Below are 18,345 nucleotides of genomic sequence, written 5' to 3' on the forward strand. Positions count from 1 at the left end.
GTCCGGAGCGGGTTCAGTCGGCGAGGGCCTGGCGCAGGCGCTTCTTGTCGGGCTTGCCGACGGAGGTGAGCGGGATGGCGTCGACCAGGTGGAGGGCTTCGGGGGCGTAGAGGCGGCCCTTGTTGGCGGTGACGAAGGCGCGGACGTCGTCCAGGTCGGGCCGCTGGCCGGGGGCGGGGACGACGGCGACGTGGACGTGTTCGGCCTGCTGGTCGTCGCGGACGCCGTAGACGGCGCACTGGGCGATGGCCGGGTGGGTGAGGAGGAGTTCCTCGACCTCGGTGGGGTAGACGTGGCCGCCGACGACGATGATCAGGTCCTTGAGGCGGTCGGCGAGGTAGAGGTAGCCGTCGGCGTCGAAGTAGCCGATGTCGCCGGTGTCCAGCCAGCCGTCGCGCAGCACCTTGGCGGTGAGCTCGGGCTGCTTCCAGTAGCCGGCCATCAGGGTGGCGGAGCGGACGTGGATCTCGCCCTGCTCGCCGGCGGGCAGCACGGTGCCGTCGGCGGCCCGGACCTCCACGTCCACGTCGGGGAACGGCCGGCCGACCGGGAGCGGGCCGTCGTCCGTGAACCGGGTGTGCTCCTCGGCGGTGAGGAAGGCGATCTTCTGGGCCTCGGACATGCCGTACAGGCTGACCAGCACCGGCCCGAACACCTTGAGGGCTTCGCGGATCCGGGCCGGGGAGGCGGCGCAGCCGCCGTAGTCGAGCCGGCGCAGGCTGGACAGGTCGGTGCGGCCGACGGCCGGGTGGTCGAGCAGTTGGTAGATCAGCGGGGGCAGCGTCCAGAGGTCGGTGATGCGCTCGCGCTCGATCGCGGCGAGGACCTCGCCGGGTTCGAAGCCGCGCTGGAGGACGACGGATCCGCCGCGCTGGAGCGCCACGTCGGCGAGCACGCCCGACAGGTGGGCGAGCGAGGTGGCGGCGAGCAGTCGGGGCGGCTCCTCGTCGTCGGTGCCCGCGAAGTCGACGTGGAACATGTCGTGGTAGGGGCCGTGGAGGCTGAGGATGCCCTTGGGGATGCCGGTGGTGCCGCCGGTGTGGCGGATGCCGATGTCGTCGCCGGGGCCGAGGGGGACGGCGGGGTCGGTGGCCGGGCGGGTGGCGCTGGCGGCGATGGCGTCCTCCCCGATCCCCGTGCCGTCGGGGCCGAGGGTGAGGACCGTCGGGACGTCGATCAGCGGCAGCAACTCGGGGGCGCCCGCGTACCGTTCGGCGTCGACGAGGAGTGCGGTGGTGTCCACGCTGGCCACGATCTCGGCCAGCACGGGGGCGCTCATGCCGTCGTACAGGTTGACCACCCGGGCCCCGGCCAGGCCGGCCGCGTAGCGGGCGGCGAGGGCCTCGGGGGTGTTGCCGGTGAGCAGGGTGACGGTGCTGCCGCGGCCGACGCCGCGGGCCAGGAGCTCGTGGGCGAGGCGGTAGGCGGTGGCGGCGAAGTCGCCGGCGGTGATCTCGGCGCCGTCGGCGGAGGTGATGGCCCGCCGTTCGGGGTGCGAGGTGAGGGACCGGAGGATCAGAGCGGGTCCGCTGACGAATTCCTGGTCACTCATGGCCACTTCTTCCTTGTAGTTTGCAACCATGTCGTCAGGCTAACTCCACCCCCCACTCCGTACCGGCGAGATTTGGCCATGTCCGGTCAGGAGAATGTCGGTGGACGAAGGACCGGCTCGGTGACAGCCCCCCAGTGCTCGTCGGGCGCGGCCGCGATGACGTACCCGGGTCGGCCGGGGAGTGCGGGGGTTGCCGTCGAAGCGATCCGAGTTGGCCGGGAAATGGGCGAGTTGGGACCACGGGGCGGCGATGGAGCCGGTCCGGTGCTCGGGCGGGGGGCGGCCAGGGGGCGGCCGGGGTCAAGATCCACCGGGTCAAGGTCCGTCGGGTCACGGGTGTGTCCCAGCGGGGGGTGGCCGGGTGCGGGGGTGCGGGGGCGGTGGGAACCGCTGTCCCGGCTGGGCGGGGGGCCCGCTCCGGCGCTTCGTGGTCGGCGGGCCGTGTAACAGCACTGTCCTGACGGATGGTCGGACGGAACGGTTCATCGGCCCGGGCGGTCCTGCTCACCAGAACCGCCGCTCGTACCGATCCGTGCCGAGCAGCCGCCACCGCCACCCGATATCGAGGAAGTCACGATGCGCGTTCACAAGGCCACCTTCGCCGCCGCCCTGGTCGTTGCCGCCGGTCTGTCGCTCACGGCCTGCGGCCCCAACGACGACACCGGCACCGACCAGGCCAAGCCGACGGCCGCGGCGCCCGTCACCGCCGCGCCCACCAAGGCCACCACGGGCGGCTCCGCAGGGTCCGCCGGAAGCGCCGGAACCGGTGGGACCGCCGGGACCGGCGGGACGGCCCCGAGCGGGAAGGCCACGGCCGGCGGGACGGGCGCCACCGACGGCGGCAAGGCGGGCGGCAAGTGCCGGACCGACGACCTGACGATCACGGCGGTGGACCGCACCATCGACGGCGACGCCGACCGCACCGTCGTGGTCGAGTTGAAGAACCACAGCGGCCACGACTGCTCGCTCACCGGGTACGCGGGCGTCGACCTCAAGACCAACGCCGGTTCGCTGTCCGCCCAGCGTTCCGGCGAGCCGGTCGTCGCGGGCGTCGTCAAGAACGGCAAGTCGACGTTCTTCGGCATCAGCTACCCGAACAACACCTCGGGCGGCTCCGGCGTCAAGATCACCGGCCTGGTGGTGACCCCGCCGGACGAGACCCACTCGGTCACCCTGCCCTGGCCGGGCGCGGGCTCGCTGCCCGTCACGGACGGGTCCGGCTCCCCGGTGAAGATCGGCCCGATGGGCAGCGCCGGCCAGGGCGGCCAGTGACCCCGCGCCCGTTCGCAGGGTTGAGCCGCCGCGTCGGGCCGCCGCGTCGGGCCGCCGCCTCGGGCCGCCGCGTCGGGCCGATCCGGGGCTCACCGGTCCGCGATGAGCGTGCCCGCGACGCCCCAGCTCTCCGGCTGGTACTCGTTGACGAAGACGAACACGCTCTCGGCGGGGACCTCCAGGGTCTCCACGAACGCCTGGGTGACCTTCTCGACCAGCTCGCGCTTCTGCTCGACGCTGCGCGGGCCCTGCTGGATGGTGACGATCGGCATCTTCGGCTCCTGACCGGGTGTCCTGCCCGGCTGTTCCGCCGGGCTCTTCCGCCGGGTTCTCCGGCTGGGAACAGTCCACCCGACCGGTGCCGTCCGCACCCAGACCCGAATCGCTCTCGCAGCGATCACGAATCCTGATCGTTCCAGGTCGGGGGTGTTCTGCGGCAGGTCTCCAGGAGCAGTCGGGGCACCGGGGCGGAGCGCCGCACGGCGATCGAGGTGGGCAGTGCCAGCGGGGTGCGGCAGGGGCGGAAGGCGACCCGGTGGGTGTTCACCATCCGGGCGTTGGCCGCGTACACCACCGTCCACATCGGGGTGCCGGTGCCGATCGAGGCCAGGGTGTCCTGGAGGGCGCCGTGCGCCGGGCCGAGGACGGGCCGGAAGCCGGCCCGGGCGCAGGCCTCCGTCACCAGGTCGACCAGTGCCGGGTGGTTGGCCCGCTCGGTGAGCCGCAGCGGCAGCTTGGCGAGGTCCGCGAGGTCCACCTCGGCCGCGTCGGCGAGCGGGTGCCGGGCGGGCAGCGCGAGCACCAACTCGTCCTGCCAGACGGGCAGGAAGCGCAGGTCCGGGCTGTGCTCGGCGATCGCCCCGCGGACGAAGGCGGCGTCCAGCCGGCCGTCGGACAGCCGGGCCAGCCGCTCCCGCACCGGGGCGGAGTGCAGTTCCACCCGCACTCCGGGGGCCTTCTGCTGGTAGGTCTCCAGGATCAGGTCGAGCCGCTCGGCGAGCCCGGTGACGGTGCCGAGCCGCAGCACGGCGGGCGCGGCCAGGTCGGCGGCGAGCGCCCGGGCGGCGTCCTCGGCGGCCAGCACGTTCCGGGCGGCGGGCAGGAACCGCTCCCCGGCCGGGGTCAGCCGGACGTACCGGGGCGAACGGTCGAACAGCTCGACCCGCAACTCCCGCTCCAGCCGCCGCACCTGCTGGCTCACCGCCGGCTGCCCGAGCAGCAGGCGCTCGGCCGCCCGCCCGAAGTGCAGCTCCTCGGCGACGGCGACGAAGCAGCGCAGCTGCCGTAGCTCCATGCGGTCCCCCTGGTGGATCGGTCGTCGACCCATCGTCCCAGGCCGGGGTGTCACCAGGGAGGGGGCGCTGCCGGGGGGAGCGGATGGTGCTGCACGGGAAGTCGGCCGGGCCGACTTCCCGTGCGGGCTCTCCGGCCGCCGGTGGCGGTGGCGGTGGCGGCGGTGGCGGCTGGAACACTGGGGGCCATGACCACGGGCATCGTCGTGCAGTACACCGGGCTCCTGCGGAACAGCGACCACGATCTCTGGGTCCGGCTGCGGGAGTTGCTGCGCGGCCAGGGGCTCGATCCCGAGGGGACGGTCGTCGTGGACCTCCTCCAGGAGAGCCTCGGCTCCGAGGAGGGGCAGGTCATCTCCGCCGAGGGCCGGGTCTACCGGTTCAGCCTCACCTTCGACCCGGAGCGCGAGGACGGTGTCCGCGACGCCCGGCTGGGCAGATGGCGGGACGTCACGGACTCCTGGCGGGACGGAGCGCTGGCGCGGCGGACGGAGTTCGCCTTCGCCTGGAAGTCCCGGGTCGAGGCCTGAGCGGGTGCACTCCGCCACACTCCGCCGTGCACGGGAAGTCGGCCGGGCCGACTTCCCGTTCAGGCGCGGCGGCGTCGCCGGTAGTAGGCGAGGGTGACGGCCGCGAGCAGTGGGCCCCAGAGCAACAGGGGTGCGTAGCAGGCGTCCATCAGGAAGAGGGCCGGCCCGGTCGGGGCTCCCGGGGCCCCGCCGAAGCCGCCCGCCCGGGGGATCGTCAGCAGCATCACGACGGCCGCGCCGAGCAGCGCCGGAACGACCGCCGCCAGCGGCGCGACCCGCTTCCCCCCGATCAGCGGGAGCCGGCGCGGCACCACCTCGCCCCAGGGCCGCACCAGCCCGAGCGTGAGGAGGGTGAGCCCTTCGGTGGCCAGGCTCATCGCGATGCACACGGCGCTGAACCGGCCGGGGACTTCCAGGCCCGAGGTGTCGAACCCCACCGGGACGCCGACCCCCATCGCGATCCGCCAGATCCCGGACGGTACGGCCGTGAGCGCCGCGAGGTGCGCGGCCCGTACCGCCCAGCGGGCGGGCGGTCGGTACGTCGGGGCGGCGGTGGCCATCGGGTTCCGGTCGGTGTCCATGGCCCCCATGCTGGCGCGCGGCCCGCTGCGCCCGGATCGTGCGCGAGGCCCAACTCGCCTCCCCCGCGCGGGGGATGGGGGACGACGGTCGGCGCCGAACCCCCGCCACCGGGCCGTACCGCGCTGACGTGCATACTTGCCGGACGATCAGGAGGACGTGGAGGTGATGACGCGATGAAGCTGGCAGAGGCGCTCGCGCAGCGCGCGGCCGCGGTGCGGCAGGTGGAGCAGCTGCGGGCGCGCGTCGTCGGCAGTGCCCGCTACCAGGAGGGCGAGGAGCCGGCCGAGAGTGCGGCGGAGGTCCTGGCCCAGGCCGAAACGGCGCTGGACGAGCTGGAGCGGCTGATCCGCCAGATCAACCGGACCAACTCCACCGCGCGGATCGAGGGCGGCGGCACCCTCACCGACGCCCTCGCCCGCCGGGACGTCCTGCGGCTGCGCCACTCGGTGATCACCGCGGCCGCCGACGCCGCCTCCGGGCGCGACCAGCGGGGAGCCGTACGGCAGTTGCGGTCCGAGCTCCGGATCCTCTCCGCCCTGCCGGTCGCGGAGCTCCGTGCCCGGACGGACGCGCTGGCCAAGGAGATCCGCGAGGTGGACACCCTGATCCAGCGCACCAACTGGGAGATCGACCTGATCGAGGACTGACCTCCCGGTCCCATGAGCAGGGTGTGGGGCAGCAGGTAGTCGTCACGGAGGCGTGCACACACCGCGGGCCGGCGGTTCATCCGGTCCATGGCGCGTGAAGAGCAACGCAAGGGGTTCGATTCCCCACCCAACAGTGCAGCTCAGCACCGCGTACAGGTGACGGGGCACAGCGCACAGCTCACCACCACGTGCAGATCCGGACGACGAGGGCGGGAACGGGGCGCCCCACACCCCCCCAGCGAGGGCCGTGCGACCGAGCACGGCCCTCGCTGCGTGAGGCCGGTGGGTTTCTGGCCGGTGATCACCTGGATCGGCACTCCGGCAGGCGTGGTGAGTCCGCTCGGCGCGGTGGAGGCGGCAGACTCCTGACGGCGTCCGAGGCCCGGCGTCCGGCGTCCGGTGTCCGGTGTCCGGCGTCCGAGCGGATCCGCCGGGCCCGCAGCGGGCAGGGGCCGCCGGGGCGCAACGACGAGAGGAGCGGCCATGGACGGGAACAGCCAGGACCAGGGACGGCTGGGCGGGCGGATCTGCGTCATCGCAGGCGCGGGCGGGGCCATCGCGGGTGCCGTGGCGGCCCGGTTCACCGCCGAGGGCGGGCGCGTCATCGGAATCGACCGGCAGCCGGTGGAGACCGGCTTCCCGGTCGTCACGGCGGACCTGCGGATCGAGGCCGAGACGCGACTCGCGTTCGAGCGCATCCACGCGGAGTACGGCGGGGTCGACGTGCTCCACGTCAACGCCGGGCCCATGGACCGTGAGGACCACGGCCTGCTGGAGACGCCCCCCGAGGTCTGGGAACGGGCCTTCCGGGCCGTCCTCGCCCCCGCGGTGCTCAGCTGCCGCTACGGGGTGCCGGTGATGAACCCCGGCGGATCGATCGTGCTGACCGGCTCCTTCCTCGCCGGCATGGGCGCGGCGACCGCCCAGACGGCCTTCTCCGCGGCCAAGGCCGCGGTGACCCAGCTCGGGCGCGACCTGGGCACCCACCTGGCACGGCGCGGCATCCGGGTGAACACCCTGGCGCTGGGCCCGGTCGACGCCCCGGAGATCAGGGCCGTCTTCGAGCGGATGGGCGAGGAGGAGACCCGGCGGCGCTTCGCCCACATCCCGATGGGCCGGTTCGCCACCCTCGACGAGGTCGCGGCCGCGGCCGCCTACCTCGCCGGCCCGGACTCGGGCTACCTGACGGCCTCCGAACTCCCCGTCTACGGCGGCATCCGCGCCGCGTACACCCTCCCGGACCACTGAACCGGCGCGGGGCGAACACTGCACGGCATGGAACGCGAAGACCTGATCACCGTCCTCGAACGGAACGGGACCGACGGCGCCCGCCGGGCCGCATTGGCCCTGCGGGCCGGGGCGGCCTTCCAGGTGTGGGCCGACGCGACGGCACCGGCCAGTCGGCTGTTCGCCATCTGGGAATGGCGGGCGCAGTGGATGGCGGAGGACGGGGTCGCCACCGTCAAGGACTTCGAGCAGGGACTGCCGGCCCTTCGCCGGGCAGGGGCCACCCCGGTCGCCCTGGCGAAGGTGGAGATGACCGGTGACAGCCACCTCGTCTTCCTGACCACCGACCTGAGCGCGTGCGTCGCCGTGCTGTAGCCGCGCCCGCATGGGAAGTCGGACGGGCCGACTTCCGGTGCGGGGGAGGGCTGGGGAGTGAGGTACGGGACTGGGGAGGGCGGCGGCGCCAGGAACTCGCGGACTGGCTGTCGGGTATCCCTGTTCTCCCGGCGATGAGGCGGTGGCGGCAACGTGGGGCCGGCTGTCCGCAGCCGGTCTCAAGGCAGGCTTGCCGCGCCCCGTCAATGGCATGTGGATTGCGGCCTGCTGCCTGACCCATGATCTTCCGCTTGCCACCTTGAACTTGAAGGACTACGCGTACTTCAGGGAAGAGCATGGCCTTCGCATCCTCGGTGGGGAGCAGGTCGCTCTCGTCGCTTCTGGGTGGTCAGGGGCACCCCTCCAGATGGTCTATAGTTAACCCATCACCCAGATGCGCGGGTGGCGGAATAGGCAGACGCGCTGGATTCAGGTTCCAGTGCCCGAAAGGGCGTGGGGGTTCAACTCCCCCCTCGCGCACAGCGAATGGCCGGTCGATCTTCGGATCGACCGGCCTTTTTGCTTTACGGCACCAGGCGGTCCAGGAGGGCGTCCAGGCCGGTGGTGAACTCCGTTTCCGCGTCGTGGTCGATCAGCAGCGGGGCGAGGGTGCGCAGCAGTGGGTACTCGGCGGCCGGGAGGCGGTGCAGGCCGAGGCGGAGCAGGGGCTCGGGGTCGTCGGGGTTGTCGATCACCTGCCGCTTGTCCACCAGCAGGAAGCCGATCGCCCAGCCGACCACGGCCCGGTAGAGGCGCAGGGTGCCCCGGTCGTCGAGGCCGGCGCCGCTCAACACGGTCAGGACGAGTTCGTTGAGCTGGAGCATCGAGGCCGGCCGGCGGGCCAGGGGGACGCTGAGCGGGCGGGTGGCGACCAGGGGGAACACCTCCGGGTGGGCGTCGGCGACCTGGTGGAAGGCCTTGCCGACGTGGTGCAGCCGGGTCCGCCAGTCGCCCGTGTCCGCCCCGTCGCCCACCCGCTCGTTCACCTCGGCGTAGAAGGCCTCCACCATGCCGTCGAGGAGCGCCTGCTTGCCGTCGGCGTAGCGGTAGAGCGCCATCGGCTCCACGCCCAGGTCGACGGCGAGGCCGCGCATGGTGAGCGCCGTGAGGCCCTCGCGGTCGACCAGGGCGACCGCCGCGCGCAGCACCCGTGGCCTGCTCAGCCGGCCCCGGCCGGACGGCTTCGGCTCGGGGGTCGAGTCGGGGGTCGAGTCGGGGGTCGAGTCGGTTCCCACCAGGGCCTCCCGGACTGTCCTCGGGGCTCAGGTCTTGACGTCCGACGCTGCGCGGCAGAGGCTGTAAGTATACAAGCGACATTTACGGCAGATGCGTAGTACCTACGTATACACCACGGAATCGGACATCGGGAGGAGCCATGTCCATCATCAAGATCGAAGTGACCAACGAGAGCACCGTGCTCACCGACCACGAGGTGAGCGCCGTCGTCCCCGCACTCCAGACCCAGGTCCACCGGGACTTCGCGCCGGTGTGGGGGATCGACGCGGACGTGTCCTTCGTCGCGTCGAACGCACTCTCCGACACCGCCTGGTGGATGGTCGTCCTGGACAACTCCGACCAGGCCGGCGCCCTCGGGTACCACGACCTGACCGCGAACTTCCTGCCGATCGGCAAGGTCTTCGCCGCCACCGACAAGCAGTACGGCGAGAACTGGACCGTGACGATCAGCCACGAGCTGCTGGAGATCATCGGCGACCCGGACATCGACCAGGTGGTCTTCGACCAACCGACCGCCAACAAGGGGACGTTGTACGCCATGGAGGTGTGCGACGCCTGCCAGGACGAGAACTTCGCGTACGACATCGCCGGGGTCAAGGTCAGCGACTTCGTCCACCCGGCGTGGTTCCAGTCCGCCCGCCCCGCGAACGGCACCCAGTTCGACCACGGCAATGCCATCAAGCAGCCGCTCGAACTCCTCCCCGGCGGCTACATCGGGATCTTCGACGTCTCGGCCGGCACCGGATGGACCCAGAAGACCGCCTCCCTCACCGTCGCGTACCACAGCCGGGCGCACGTCGGCAGCCGTCGTGAACGGCGCCGGATCCCGCGCGACCAGTGGCTGCCGAGCAAACGGAGGGGCTGATGTCCGGCGGCGACGGCCTCCAGGCGGTCGAACACCTCGTGGTGCTGATGCTGGAGAACCGCTCCTTCGACCACATGCTCGGGTTCCTGTACACGGACGAGGGCAACGTCTCTCCCGCCGGCCAGCCGTACGAGGGCCTCACCGGCCAGGAGACCAACCCGGACCAGAACGGCAAGCTCGTCACGGTCCGCCGCATCCAGTCGACGGACCCCCACCCCTACTTCATGCCGGGCGCCAACCCCGGTGAGGGGTACGGCCCGACCAATGCCCAGCTCTTCGGCACGACCGACCCGCCGACGCCGCCGGTGGCCGGGATGCAGGGGTTCGTGACGGACTTCGCGCGCGTGCTGGACCTGCCTCCCCAGCCGAACCACACCGTCCTTCCCGGCACCGTCCCGGCCGACATCATGAGCTGCCACACCCCGGACACCCTGCCGGTGCTCTCCGCACTGGCCCGCGGCTACGCGGTGTGCGACCACTGGTACAGCTCCGTGCCCACCGAGACCCTGCCGAACCGGGCGTTCTCCTGCGCGGCGACCAGCCAGGGGCACCTGGACGACCACACCCACAACTTCACCTGCCCCAGCATCTTCGGGCGGCTCACCAGCGCGGATGTGTCCTGGCGGGCCTACGGCTACCACGCCGCGCCGATGGTCTCCGGGAACTTCCCCGACATCCACGGCGCCTCCGCCGACCACTTCGGCGTCTTCACCGCCTTCCAGGCGGCGGCCGCGGCCGGCACCCTGCCCGCCTTCACCTTCCTCGAACCCAGTTGGGGAGCCACCGGGAACAGCGAACACCCCGTCCTCGACGTCGCGTTGGGCGAGCAGCTGATCCGGGACGTCTACCGGGCCCTGCGCGGCGGGCCGGCCTGGGGGCAGACCCTGCTCGTCATCACCTACGACGAACACGGCGGCTGCTACGACCACGTCCCGCCCCCCACCACCGCCACCCCGCCCGGCGACGGCACCACCGGCGAACTCGGCTTCGACTTCGAGCGGTTCGGCGTCCGCGTGCCGACCGTGCTCGTCTCCCCGCTGATCGCCCCCGGCACCGTCTTCCGGTCACCCGACGCCGCGGCGCAGCTGGACCACACCAGCGTCCTGCGCACCATCGAGCGGCGCTGGTCGCTGCCCGCCCTCACCGCCCGCGACGCCGCGGCCGCCGACATCGGGGCCGTGCTCACCCTCGCCGCGCCGCGCACCGACGACGTCCTCGCGGGGGTCACCGCACCCACCGCGGCCACCGTCAACCCCGCCGCCGGGGAGGTCACCCACCTCCAGCAGGTCTACGCCGACCTCGTTGCCCGCCGGCTCATCCCGCCCGGCGCGGTCGCCGCGGCCGCCGGCCCGCCACCCGGCGGCTGAGCTCCACAGCTACGGCGAACGGCCGAGCTGAACGGCAACGGCAAACGGCCGGTCGGTCCCAGGACCGACCGGCCGTGTCACTGCGCCCTGCTTCGATGGCCCGAGGAACACGACACCGGCACCACCCCTCCGAGGAGAACCACATGGGCACCTGGGGCAGCGGCAACTTCGAGAGCGACACGGCCCTCGACCACCTGTCGAGCGTCGTCGACGGGCTCGTCACCGAGATCGCCGAGGCACTGGACGGCGATCCCGTCGAGATCGAGCCCGACGAGTACTGGGGCGTCGCCGTGCCGTGCAACCTGGAGCTGCTGCACACCCTCGCCGTGGCCGGCTACGCCTCCGAGGGCCTGCCGGAGGCCGGGGTGGTCGAGGACTGGAAGCGGACGTTCCTGGCCGTCTGGGAACGGACCGTCGACGGCCTGGAGCCCTCCCCGGAGTTCAAGGAGGAACGGCGGACGGTGCTGAACCGCACCTTCGACCAGCTGGCCGACGTCATCGCCCGGCGTGCGACGGACGACCGGTGAGCGGCCGGGGCCGGGGCCGGGACTGTCGGGGCGGGGTGGCACACTCCCCGCCATGAAGATGATCGAAGCGATCGAAACCGTCCTGAAGGCGAACAACTCGGAGTACGAGCCCGGCTTCCTGGGCGAGTTCACGCTGGCCGGGCGGCTGGCGAGCCGCGGGGAGATCGCGGTCTGCGGTCTCGACGGCGGGGACCACTACACGTTCAGCGACATTGCCGACGGGCTGCACGAGGTGTACCTCGCGTACGACTGGAACGACGAGCGGGGCGCCACCGTCTCCGCGGTCGCGCTGGTCGCCGCCGGTACCGGCCCCGAGGCGCTGGTCGACGCGGACTGGGAGGAGGCGTCCGACGACGTCAACGAGCTGAGCGAGAGTGCGTCGGCGATCTGCTCCACCACCCCGGACAACCTGGTGATCGGCGGGGCCCTGCGCCGGTCCGCCGGGTTCGCCGAGGCGGCGGACCCGGCGGACCACGCCACCGCCGCGTTCGAGGCCCAGCAGGAGGCCGGCTCCCGGACCCCGCTGCTGGACGTCCTCGTCGACCCGGCGAGCGGCGCGAACGCCTTGGTCTTCCCCACCTGCGACTTCACCGCGAACAGCATCCTGGTCGGCCGGGACGCGAGTGGTGCGGGCGTCGGGATCTTCTGGTCCAACTTCGACGGGTGATCCGCGACGGGCTGTCGCTGTGACGGCGGGCGTGGCTTCGGCTGCGGCCGCGCGAGGAGGGCGGGCGGCGGATCAGCGGCAGAGGGCCGTGTCCACGACCTGCTCCAGGCGGCGGGTGACGGCGCCGTCCGCCGGGATCTGCGTCACGGCGATGTTGACCGCCCGGCCGTCGTCGGTGGCCCCGCCCCGGGTCTCGAAACCCGGGATGTCCCCGCCGTGGCCCCAGTAGACGCCGCCGCAGGACAGCGGGCGGCTGATCAGTCCCAGCCCGTAGCCGGCGCCGCTGTCCGCGATCGGGACGGTCGTGCGCATCTCGGCGAGCTGGGCCGCCGGGAGCAGGCGTCCGCCGAGCAGCGCGGTGAAGAACTGGTCGAGGTCGGCGTTGGTGGAGATCATCTGGCCCGCCGCCCAGCCCGCCGAGGGGTCCAGCTCGGTGGTGTCGATCAGCGGGCCGCCCGGCTTCTCCTGGCGGTAGCCCTGCGGGTGGGCCTCCCGGATGCTCCGGTCGCCGGTGCCGGGGAAGGAGGTGTGGCGCAGCCCGATCCGCTGGACGATCCGCCGGTCGATCTCCTCGGCGAGGGGGCGGCCGGTCACCTTCTGGACGAGCAGGCCGGCCAGCACGTAGTTGGTGCTGCTGTACTCGAACTTCTCGCCGGGCGCGGAGCCGGCCTTGTGCCGGAAGGCCATGTCCAGCAGCTCGCGCGGCTCGAAGTACCGCTGCTGGAGGGTGGCTTCGTCGATGTCGCCCTCGTAGTCGGGCAGGCCGCTGGTGTGCTGGAGGAGCTGGCGCACGGTGATGCGGTGCCCGTCGATGCCGTCCCCGCGGACGAGGCCCGGCAGGTAGGTCTCGATCGGTTCGTCGAGGCGGACCTTCCCCTCGCCGACCAGTTGCAGCGCCACGACGGCGGTGAAGGTCTTGGTGTTGCTGCCGATCCGCACCTGGCTGTCCTTGGGCACCTTCGCGCCGGTGGCCAGGTCGCCGACGCCCGCCGTGTAGGCCTGGGTGCGGCCCTTGCGGTCCTTGACGGTCGCCAGTGCGGCGGGCAGCTTGTCCTGCCGCACCAGCGCGTCCAGGCCCTGCTGGACGGTGTCGGGCTTGGCGGCGGCGGATGCGGCGGCGGTGGCGGCGGACGCGGCGGTCGGTGTCAGGACACCCGCCGCCAGGACGCCGGCCGCCATCGCCACGGCCACCGAGGCCGCCACGGCGCTGCGCCGCCGGGGGGTACGAAGCCTCTGCCAAGTCTGCTCACGCATACGTCAACTCCTGTGAATCGTAGGGAAACCGAAGGGAATTCGTCGGGAACACGGGCGCTGGGGGCGGTCGACCGCCGGTCAGCCCCGGTGGAACTGCTGCTGGACGCACTCCCGGTACTGCCGGAAGCTGTCGGGCCGGTAGCACGGCTGCGTCCGGTCGGCGTACCAGGCCAGCAGGACGGCGGCCAGGACGGACCCCGCGATCGCGAGGAGCGACAGCACCACGCCCGCGTTGGCCATGCCCCGGCCGGTACCCGTCCGCCGGGCCGTCCGCAGGGCGACGGCGCCCAGCACCAGGCCGAGGACGCCGAACAGGCCGCCGACGACGACGATCGAGGTGACCGCGCCGAGGACCCCCAACGTCAGCGCGGCCACGGCCGGGCCGTTGCGGCGGGCCGGGGGCCGTACGCCGTGGTGCGGGCCGGGACCGGGGCCGGGGTCGTGGTGCGGGCCGGGGGTGGGGCCCTGCCCGGGGGCGGGGTCGTGCCCGGGGGCCTGGCGGTCCAGGGTGCGGACGTCCGTCCGGGGCTCGTCTTCTCGGGTGTGCAACGGCCGTCCTCTCGTCAACTGGCAGGACACGATCCTGACTTCCGGAGCCCCGGGCGCACATCGCGGAAAAGCGGGAAAAGGCCCTCCCTCGATCGGGGGAGGTGGCCGCTGACCTGGCCGGACATACTGGCAGACATGATCAGGGGAATCCGGCCGCTGCTGCGCGGCTCCACGTACACGGGCGCGCTGTTCGCCTACTGCGGCGCGCTGGGGAGCCTCGCGCTGCTGCCGGTCGTGATGGTGCCGGCCCTGGCGTGGCGGTCCGCTCCGTACGGGGTGCAGGTCGTGCTGACCCTGCTGGTCTGGGCGGTGCTGATCGGCGTGGTCGGGCTGGCCCGCACTACGCGCCGGGTGCTGGTCGCGTCCGCCCGCCGACTGCTGGGGGTGGCGCTGCCGGATCCCGGTGCTGCCGGAGCGTCGGGAACGGCCGGGGCGGCCGTCGCCGACCGCTGGCGGACGCCGCTGTGGCTGCTGCTGCACGTGGCCCTGGGGTGGACGGGGGCGCTGGCCAGCGGCCTGCTGCTGCTCGCCGGCCTGTCGCTGCCGGGAGGCTGGCTCGACGGCCGGGCACAACTGAGCCTGTTCGGCCGGTCGGTGTCGGTGGCCGATGGCGGGTGGAGCTGGGCGGTGGCCGTCGTGTGCGTGCTGCTCGCGGTGGCCGGGTGCGCGGCGGTGGCGGCGGCCCTGCGGTGGCTGGCGCCGCGCCTGCTGGGGCCGTCGGCCGCCGAGCGGCTCGCGCAGGCCGCCGAACGGGAGCGCCGGCTCGCCGAACGCAACCGGCTGGCCCACGAGTTGCACGACTCGATCGGGCACACCCTGACGGCGGCCACCATCCAGGCCGCCGTCGCGGGCGAGGTGCTCGACGCCGACCCGGTGACGGCCCGGGCCGCCATGCGCAGCATCGAGGAGTCGACCCGGGCCGCGCTGGAGGACCTGGACTACGTGCTGGGCGTGCTGCGCGAGGAGGAGGCGGGCACCGCGCCCACCCGGACCCTGGCCGACCTGCCCGAACTCCTGGACCGGCTGCGGCACGCGGGCGCCGTGGCGGAGCCGGAGCTGTCCGGCGACCTGGCGCAGGTGCCGGGGACGATCTCCCGGGCGGCGTACCGGATCCTCCAGGAGGGGCTGACGAACGCGCTCCGGCACGGGGCGGGCGGCCCGATCACCGTCCGGGTGGCGGCGGGGCCGGACGCGCTGGAGCTGCGGGTGGTCAACCAGGTGGGGGCGGTCGCGGGGGCCGGGGTGGGCGGTTTCCCGACGTCCGGGCACGGCCTGCCCGGGCTGGCCGAACGGGTGCGGCTGCTGCACGGCGAGTTCGAGGCCGGACCGGTCGGGGGCGGGCCGGCCGGGGACGGGTCGGTCGGGGACGGACCGGCCAGCGATGCGCGCTGGCGCCTCGCCGTCCGACTGCCGGTCCGGGCGGCGGTGTGAGCACCGCGCCCGAGGCTCCCGTCACGCTGCTGATCGCGGACGACGACGCCATCACCCGCAGCGGTCTGCGCACCCTGCTCGGCGTCCAGCCCGGGATCGAGGTGGTCGGCGAGGCCGCCGACGGGGTGGAGGCGGTCGAGCAGGCGCTGCGGCTGCGTCCCGACGTCGTCCTGATGGACGTGCGGATGCCGCGCCGCAACGGGATCGAGGCCACCCGGCAGCTGCTGGCGGAGTCCACCGAGCCGCCGAAGGTCGTGGTGATCACCACCTTCGAGAACGACGGCTACGTCACCGCCGCGCTCAGCGCCGGGGCCAGCGGCTTCGTGCTCAAACGCCTCCCCGTCCGGCAGATCGCCGAAGCGGTACGGGTGGTGGCGGCGGGCGAGGCGGTCCTCTTCCCGGCGGCGCTGCGCCGGATGGTCGCCGCCCGGCCGCTGGACTCCGCCGAGGCCCTGCCGCAGGCGGCGCTGACCGGGCGGGAGGAGGAGGTGCTGCGGCTGATGGCCACCGGGCTGTCCAACCCGGAGATCGCCGAGACGCTGACGGTCAGCCTGGAGACCGTCAAGACCCACGTCGGCAACGTGCTCACCAAGCTCGGCGCCCAGAACCGCACCCACGCGGTGGTGATCGCGTACGAGTCCGGACTGGTGGTGCCGGGCTTCACCGGTTGAGCCTGCCTCACCTGCCGCTCCCGGCCCCTACTAGGCTGGGCCGGTCGGTCGGCTGGACGGCCGACCGGCTGGACGGCCGGACGCGCCTGGGGGAGGAAACGGCACGTGACCTTGTCGGAACACGATCCGCGGGAGATCGGCGGGTACCTCCTGGAGGGCAGGCTCGGCGCGGGCGGGATGGGCGTCGTCTACCGCGCCCGGTCGGTCTCCGGGCGGCAGGTGGCGGTGAAGGTGATCCGGCCCGAGCTGGCCGCGGACGCCGAGTTCCGGGCCCGGTTCCGGCAGGAGGTCACGGCCGCGCGCAAGGTCAGCGGGGCATTCACCGCGCCCGTGCTCGACGCCGACCCCGACGCCCCGGCGCCCTGGCTGGCGACGCTCTTCGTCCCCGGCCCCTCCCTGGGCGAACGGGTCTCCGGCCAGGGCCCGTTGACCCCGCCCGAGGTGCGCAGGCTGGCCGCCGGACTCGCCGAGGCGCTCCAGGAGATCCACCGCGTCGGACTGATCCACCGCGACCTCAAGCCCGGCAACGTGCTGCTCGCCGAGGACGGGCCGCGCGTCATCGACTTCGGCATCGCGCGCAGCGCCGGCGAGACCCAGTTGACCAGCACCGGCGTCGCCGTCGGCACCCCGCCGTTCATGGCCCCCGAACAGTTCCGCAACGGCACGGCGACCACGGCCACCGACGTGTTCGCCCTCGGCTCCGTGCTGGCCTTCGCCGCCACCGGACGCGGCCCCTTCGGCGCGGACTCCTCGCACGCCGTGGGCTTCCGGGTCGTCTACGAGGAGCCGGACCTGGCCGGGCTGGCACCCGAGCTGTACCCGCTGATCATCGGGTGCCTGGCCAAGGAGGCGGAGCAACGGCCCACGGTGGACGGGCTGTTGAGGATGACGGGGGAGGCGGCGAGGGAACGGACGGTCCAGCTGCGGACGGGGCCGGTGGCGCCTGCTCCGGCCTCGGCTCCTGCTCCTGCTCCTGCGACCGTTCCGGCTCCGGTCGTTCCGACGCCCACGGCCCCCAACCCGGTCGCCCCGGCGTCGGTGCCGCCACCGGCGCCGCCGACCGTACCGCCGTACCTGCCGACCGCCCCCTCCGTCGCTCCCTCCACCACCCCCGCCGGTCGATCCCGACCGCGTAAGGCCCTGCTGATCGGCGCCGCCGTGGCCGCCGCCGTCATCGCCGCGGCGGGCACGCTCGGCTACCTCACCTGGCACTCCGGTGCGCCGGAAACCGGGCAGGCCGGGCAGGCCGGGCAGAGCGGGCAGACCGGCCCGTCCGCCGTCGCCTCCGGGGTCAGCTGCGCCCCGGCCGGGCAGGCCACGATCGGCGTGGACGGGATGGAGGGCGCCCTCGTCGAGCGGTGGACGGCGGATCTCGGCAAGGCCTGCCCGGGCAACCGGCTCACCTACAAGGGCCCTGCGGCCCCCAGCGCCGACGACCCGTTCAAGACCGCCAACGCGACCCTCCTCGCCGACGGCGGGCTCGACGCCGCCGGATTCGACACCACGCTGACCGATCAGCAGGCGGTCACCTACGGCAAGCACTGCGCCACCGGCCAGGTGTCCCAGCTCCCGGTCACCGTGGCCCCCGTCGCGGTCGTCTTCAACGTGCCCGGGGTCGTCGACCTGGTGCTCGACGCCCCGACGCTCGCCAAGATCTTCCGGAAGCAGATCCAGTCCTGGAACGACCCGGCGATCAGGGCGCTCAACCCGGCCACGGTGCTGCCCGGTTCACCGATCGACGTCCGGATCCCGGCCGGGCTGTCCTGGTCCGCCTACGTGTTCTCCCAGTACCTCGGCAAGGCCGCGCCCGCCGACTGGCCGTACGAGGTGGGCGCGGTCTGGGACTCCGAGGCGAAGGCCCGGCCGGGGGCGACCGAGGCGAGCATCCCCGGCGCCGTCGCCGGTGCCCAGGGGTCGATCGGCTTCGTCCCGCTGCGGGACGTCGGGAACCTCCACGCGGCCCGGGTGCGCACCGGTGACTCCGACGCGGCCCCGAGCACCGCGACCGCCGGCACGATGGCCGCGATCGGCACGGCGGAGACCTCGGGCGGCAAGGTGTCGGTCAAGCTCGACTACCAGAAGCCGGTCAAGGGCGGCTATCCGGTGGTCGGCTTCGGCTACCTCGCCTTCTGCGGGAGCGGCGGGAACTCCGCCGTCGTGGCGGGCCTCGCGTCCTACGCGGTCAGCGGCCCGGGCCAGGCGAGCGGCGAGTCGATGAAGTACGGCACGCTGCCCCCGGCAGTCGTCCAGCAGGTGCAGGGGGCACTGGCCGGGCTCCACGCCCAGTAGCGGCGCCGGAGG

19 protein-coding genes and 1 tRNA gene are annotated in these 18,345 nt (G+C 73.4%); 13 read left to right on the forward strand and 7 right to left on the reverse strand.

From position 1 onward, the window contains the following. Nucleotides 1–13: 13 nt before the first annotated feature. Nucleotides 14–1,552: an AMP-binding protein gene (locus ACFXOZ_RS14475; RefSeq protein ID WP_380590375.1), complete on the reverse strand. Its 1,539-nt coding sequence runs from the start codon at nucleotides 1,550–1,552 to the stop codon at nucleotides 14–16. Nucleotides 1,553–2,128: 576 nt separating this feature from the next. On the opposite strand from ACFXOZ_RS14475, the gene ACFXOZ_RS14480 reads away from it, so the two are divergent. Next, nucleotides 2,129–2,824, forward strand: coding sequence for a DUF4232 domain-containing protein (locus ACFXOZ_RS14480; protein WP_380523267.1), 696 nt, complete (start codon nucleotides 2,129–2,131; stop codon nucleotides 2,822–2,824). Between the two features lie 89 nt (nucleotides 2,825–2,913). On the opposite strand, the gene dmpI is transcribed toward ACFXOZ_RS14480, so the two are convergent. Further along, nucleotides 2,914–3,096 carry a 4-oxalocrotonate tautomerase DmpI gene (gene dmpI / locus ACFXOZ_RS14485; protein WP_375888141.1) on the reverse strand — a complete coding sequence of 61 codons (183 nt, stop codon included), beginning with the start codon at nucleotides 3,094–3,096 and terminating at the stop codon, nucleotides 2,914–2,916. 125 nt (nucleotides 3,097–3,221) lie between these two features. Then, complete coding sequence (locus ACFXOZ_RS14490; RefSeq protein WP_380590378.1) at nucleotides 3,222–4,118, reverse strand: LysR substrate-binding domain-containing protein; 897 nt, start codon at nucleotides 4,116–4,118, stop codon at nucleotides 3,222–3,224. A gap of 186 nt (nucleotides 4,119–4,304) precedes the next feature. On the opposite strand from ACFXOZ_RS14490, the gene ACFXOZ_RS14495 reads away from it, so the two are divergent. Then, a complete protein-coding gene (locus ACFXOZ_RS14495; RefSeq protein WP_380590381.1) occupies nucleotides 4,305–4,646 on the forward strand; it encodes a hypothetical protein in 342 nt (113 codons plus the stop codon). A 59-nt stretch (nucleotides 4,647–4,705) separates the two neighbouring features. Here the strand turns inward: ACFXOZ_RS14495 and ACFXOZ_RS14500 are convergent, their stop codons facing one another. After that, nucleotides 4,706–5,227 carry a hypothetical protein gene (locus tag ACFXOZ_RS14500; protein WP_380590384.1) on the reverse strand — a complete coding sequence of 174 codons (522 nt, stop codon included), beginning with the start codon at nucleotides 5,225–5,227 and terminating at the stop codon, nucleotides 4,706–4,708. A 174-nt stretch (nucleotides 5,228–5,401) separates the two neighbouring features. Between ACFXOZ_RS14500 and ACFXOZ_RS14505 the strand changes: the two genes are divergently transcribed. The 4 genes from ACFXOZ_RS14505 to ACFXOZ_RS14520 all read left to right on the forward strand — a co-directional run bounded on the left by ACFXOZ_RS14505 (nucleotide 5,402) and on the right by ACFXOZ_RS14520 (nucleotide 7,957). Continuing rightward, nucleotides 5,402–5,875, forward strand: coding sequence for a DIP1984 family protein (locus tag ACFXOZ_RS14505; RefSeq protein WP_375888150.1), 474 nt, complete (start codon nucleotides 5,402–5,404; stop codon nucleotides 5,873–5,875). A 483-nt stretch (nucleotides 5,876–6,358) separates the two neighbouring features. Further along, nucleotides 6,359–7,123, forward strand: coding sequence for an SDR family oxidoreductase (locus tag ACFXOZ_RS14510; protein WP_380523263.1), 765 nt, complete (start codon nucleotides 6,359–6,361; stop codon nucleotides 7,121–7,123). A 27-nt stretch (nucleotides 7,124–7,150) separates the two neighbouring features. Continuing rightward, nucleotides 7,151–7,477: a hypothetical protein gene (locus ACFXOZ_RS14515; RefSeq protein ID WP_380590387.1), complete on the forward strand. Its 327-nt coding sequence runs from the start codon at nucleotides 7,151–7,153 to the stop codon at nucleotides 7,475–7,477. A gap of 396 nt (nucleotides 7,478–7,873) precedes the next feature. Next, nucleotides 7,874–7,957 (forward strand) — tRNA-Leu (locus tag ACFXOZ_RS14520). Nucleotides 7,958–8,001: 44 nt separating this feature from the next. On the opposite strand, the gene ACFXOZ_RS14525 is transcribed toward ACFXOZ_RS14520, so the two are convergent. Then, complete coding sequence (locus ACFXOZ_RS14525; protein ID WP_375888165.1) at nucleotides 8,002–8,712, reverse strand: TetR/AcrR family transcriptional regulator; 711 nt, start codon at nucleotides 8,710–8,712, stop codon at nucleotides 8,002–8,004. A gap of 140 nt (nucleotides 8,713–8,852) precedes the next feature. Here ACFXOZ_RS14525 and ACFXOZ_RS14530 point away from each other — a divergent pair, with 140 nt between their 5' ends. The 4 genes from ACFXOZ_RS14530 to ACFXOZ_RS14545 all read left to right on the forward strand — a co-directional run bounded on the left by ACFXOZ_RS14530 (nucleotide 8,853) and on the right by ACFXOZ_RS14545 (nucleotide 12,139). Then, the gene (locus tag ACFXOZ_RS14530) at nucleotides 8,853–9,578 is read left to right on the forward strand and encodes a hypothetical protein (RefSeq protein WP_380523260.1); all 726 of its coding nucleotides are present in this window, start codon (nucleotides 8,853–8,855) and stop codon (nucleotides 9,576–9,578) included. Continuing rightward, entirely contained in the window at nucleotides 9,578–10,945 is a 1,368-nt protein-coding gene (locus ACFXOZ_RS14535; RefSeq protein ID WP_380590390.1) for an alkaline phosphatase family protein, read from the forward strand. Before ACFXOZ_RS14530 ends, ACFXOZ_RS14535 begins: the two co-directional genes overlap by 1 nt. 143 nt (nucleotides 10,946–11,088) lie before the next feature. Continuing rightward, nucleotides 11,089–11,472 carry a DUF4259 domain-containing protein gene (locus tag ACFXOZ_RS14540; RefSeq protein ID WP_380523258.1) on the forward strand — a complete coding sequence of 128 codons (384 nt, stop codon included), beginning with the start codon at nucleotides 11,089–11,091 and terminating at the stop codon, nucleotides 11,470–11,472. 52 nt (nucleotides 11,473–11,524) lie between these two features. Beyond that, nucleotides 11,525–12,139, forward strand: coding sequence for a hypothetical protein (locus ACFXOZ_RS14545; protein WP_380590393.1), 615 nt, complete (start codon nucleotides 11,525–11,527; stop codon nucleotides 12,137–12,139). A gap of 72 nt (nucleotides 12,140–12,211) precedes the next feature. Here the strand turns inward: ACFXOZ_RS14545 and ACFXOZ_RS14550 are convergent, their stop codons facing one another. Next, nucleotides 12,212–13,393 (reverse strand): serine hydrolase domain-containing protein, encoded by a 1,182-nt coding sequence (locus tag ACFXOZ_RS14550; RefSeq protein ID WP_380590395.1) that lies wholly within the window; start codon nucleotides 13,391–13,393, stop codon nucleotides 12,212–12,214. Between the two features lie 78 nt (nucleotides 13,394–13,471). Beyond that, nucleotides 13,472–13,942 carry a DUF4190 domain-containing protein gene (locus tag ACFXOZ_RS14555; RefSeq protein ID WP_380590398.1) on the reverse strand — a complete coding sequence of 157 codons (471 nt, stop codon included), beginning with the start codon at nucleotides 13,940–13,942 and terminating at the stop codon, nucleotides 13,472–13,474. Between the two features lie 135 nt (nucleotides 13,943–14,077). On the opposite strand from ACFXOZ_RS14555, the gene ACFXOZ_RS14560 reads away from it, so the two are divergent. The 3 genes from ACFXOZ_RS14560 to ACFXOZ_RS14570 all read left to right on the forward strand — a co-directional run bounded on the left by ACFXOZ_RS14560 (nucleotide 14,078) and on the right by ACFXOZ_RS14570 (nucleotide 18,333). After that, nucleotides 14,078–15,373: a sensor histidine kinase gene (locus ACFXOZ_RS14560; RefSeq protein WP_380590401.1), complete on the forward strand. Its 1,296-nt coding sequence runs from the start codon at nucleotides 14,078–14,080 to the stop codon at nucleotides 15,371–15,373. Beyond that, the gene (locus tag ACFXOZ_RS14565; RefSeq protein ID WP_375888184.1) at nucleotides 15,370–16,044 is read left to right on the forward strand and encodes a response regulator; all 675 of its coding nucleotides are present in this window, start codon (nucleotides 15,370–15,372) and stop codon (nucleotides 16,042–16,044) included. Before ACFXOZ_RS14560 ends, ACFXOZ_RS14565 begins: the two co-directional genes overlap by 4 nt. Nucleotides 16,045–16,149: 105 nt before the next feature. Continuing rightward, nucleotides 16,150–18,333 carry a serine/threonine-protein kinase gene (locus ACFXOZ_RS14570; protein WP_380590405.1) on the forward strand — a complete coding sequence of 728 codons (2,184 nt, stop codon included), beginning with the start codon at nucleotides 16,150–16,152 and terminating at the stop codon, nucleotides 18,331–18,333. Nucleotides 18,334–18,345 lie beyond the last annotated feature (12 nt).

Source organism: Kitasatospora sp. NPDC059160, assembly GCF_042755465.1.
Taxonomy (GTDB): Bacteria; Actinomycetota; Actinomycetes; order Streptomycetales; family Streptomycetaceae; genus Kitasatospora.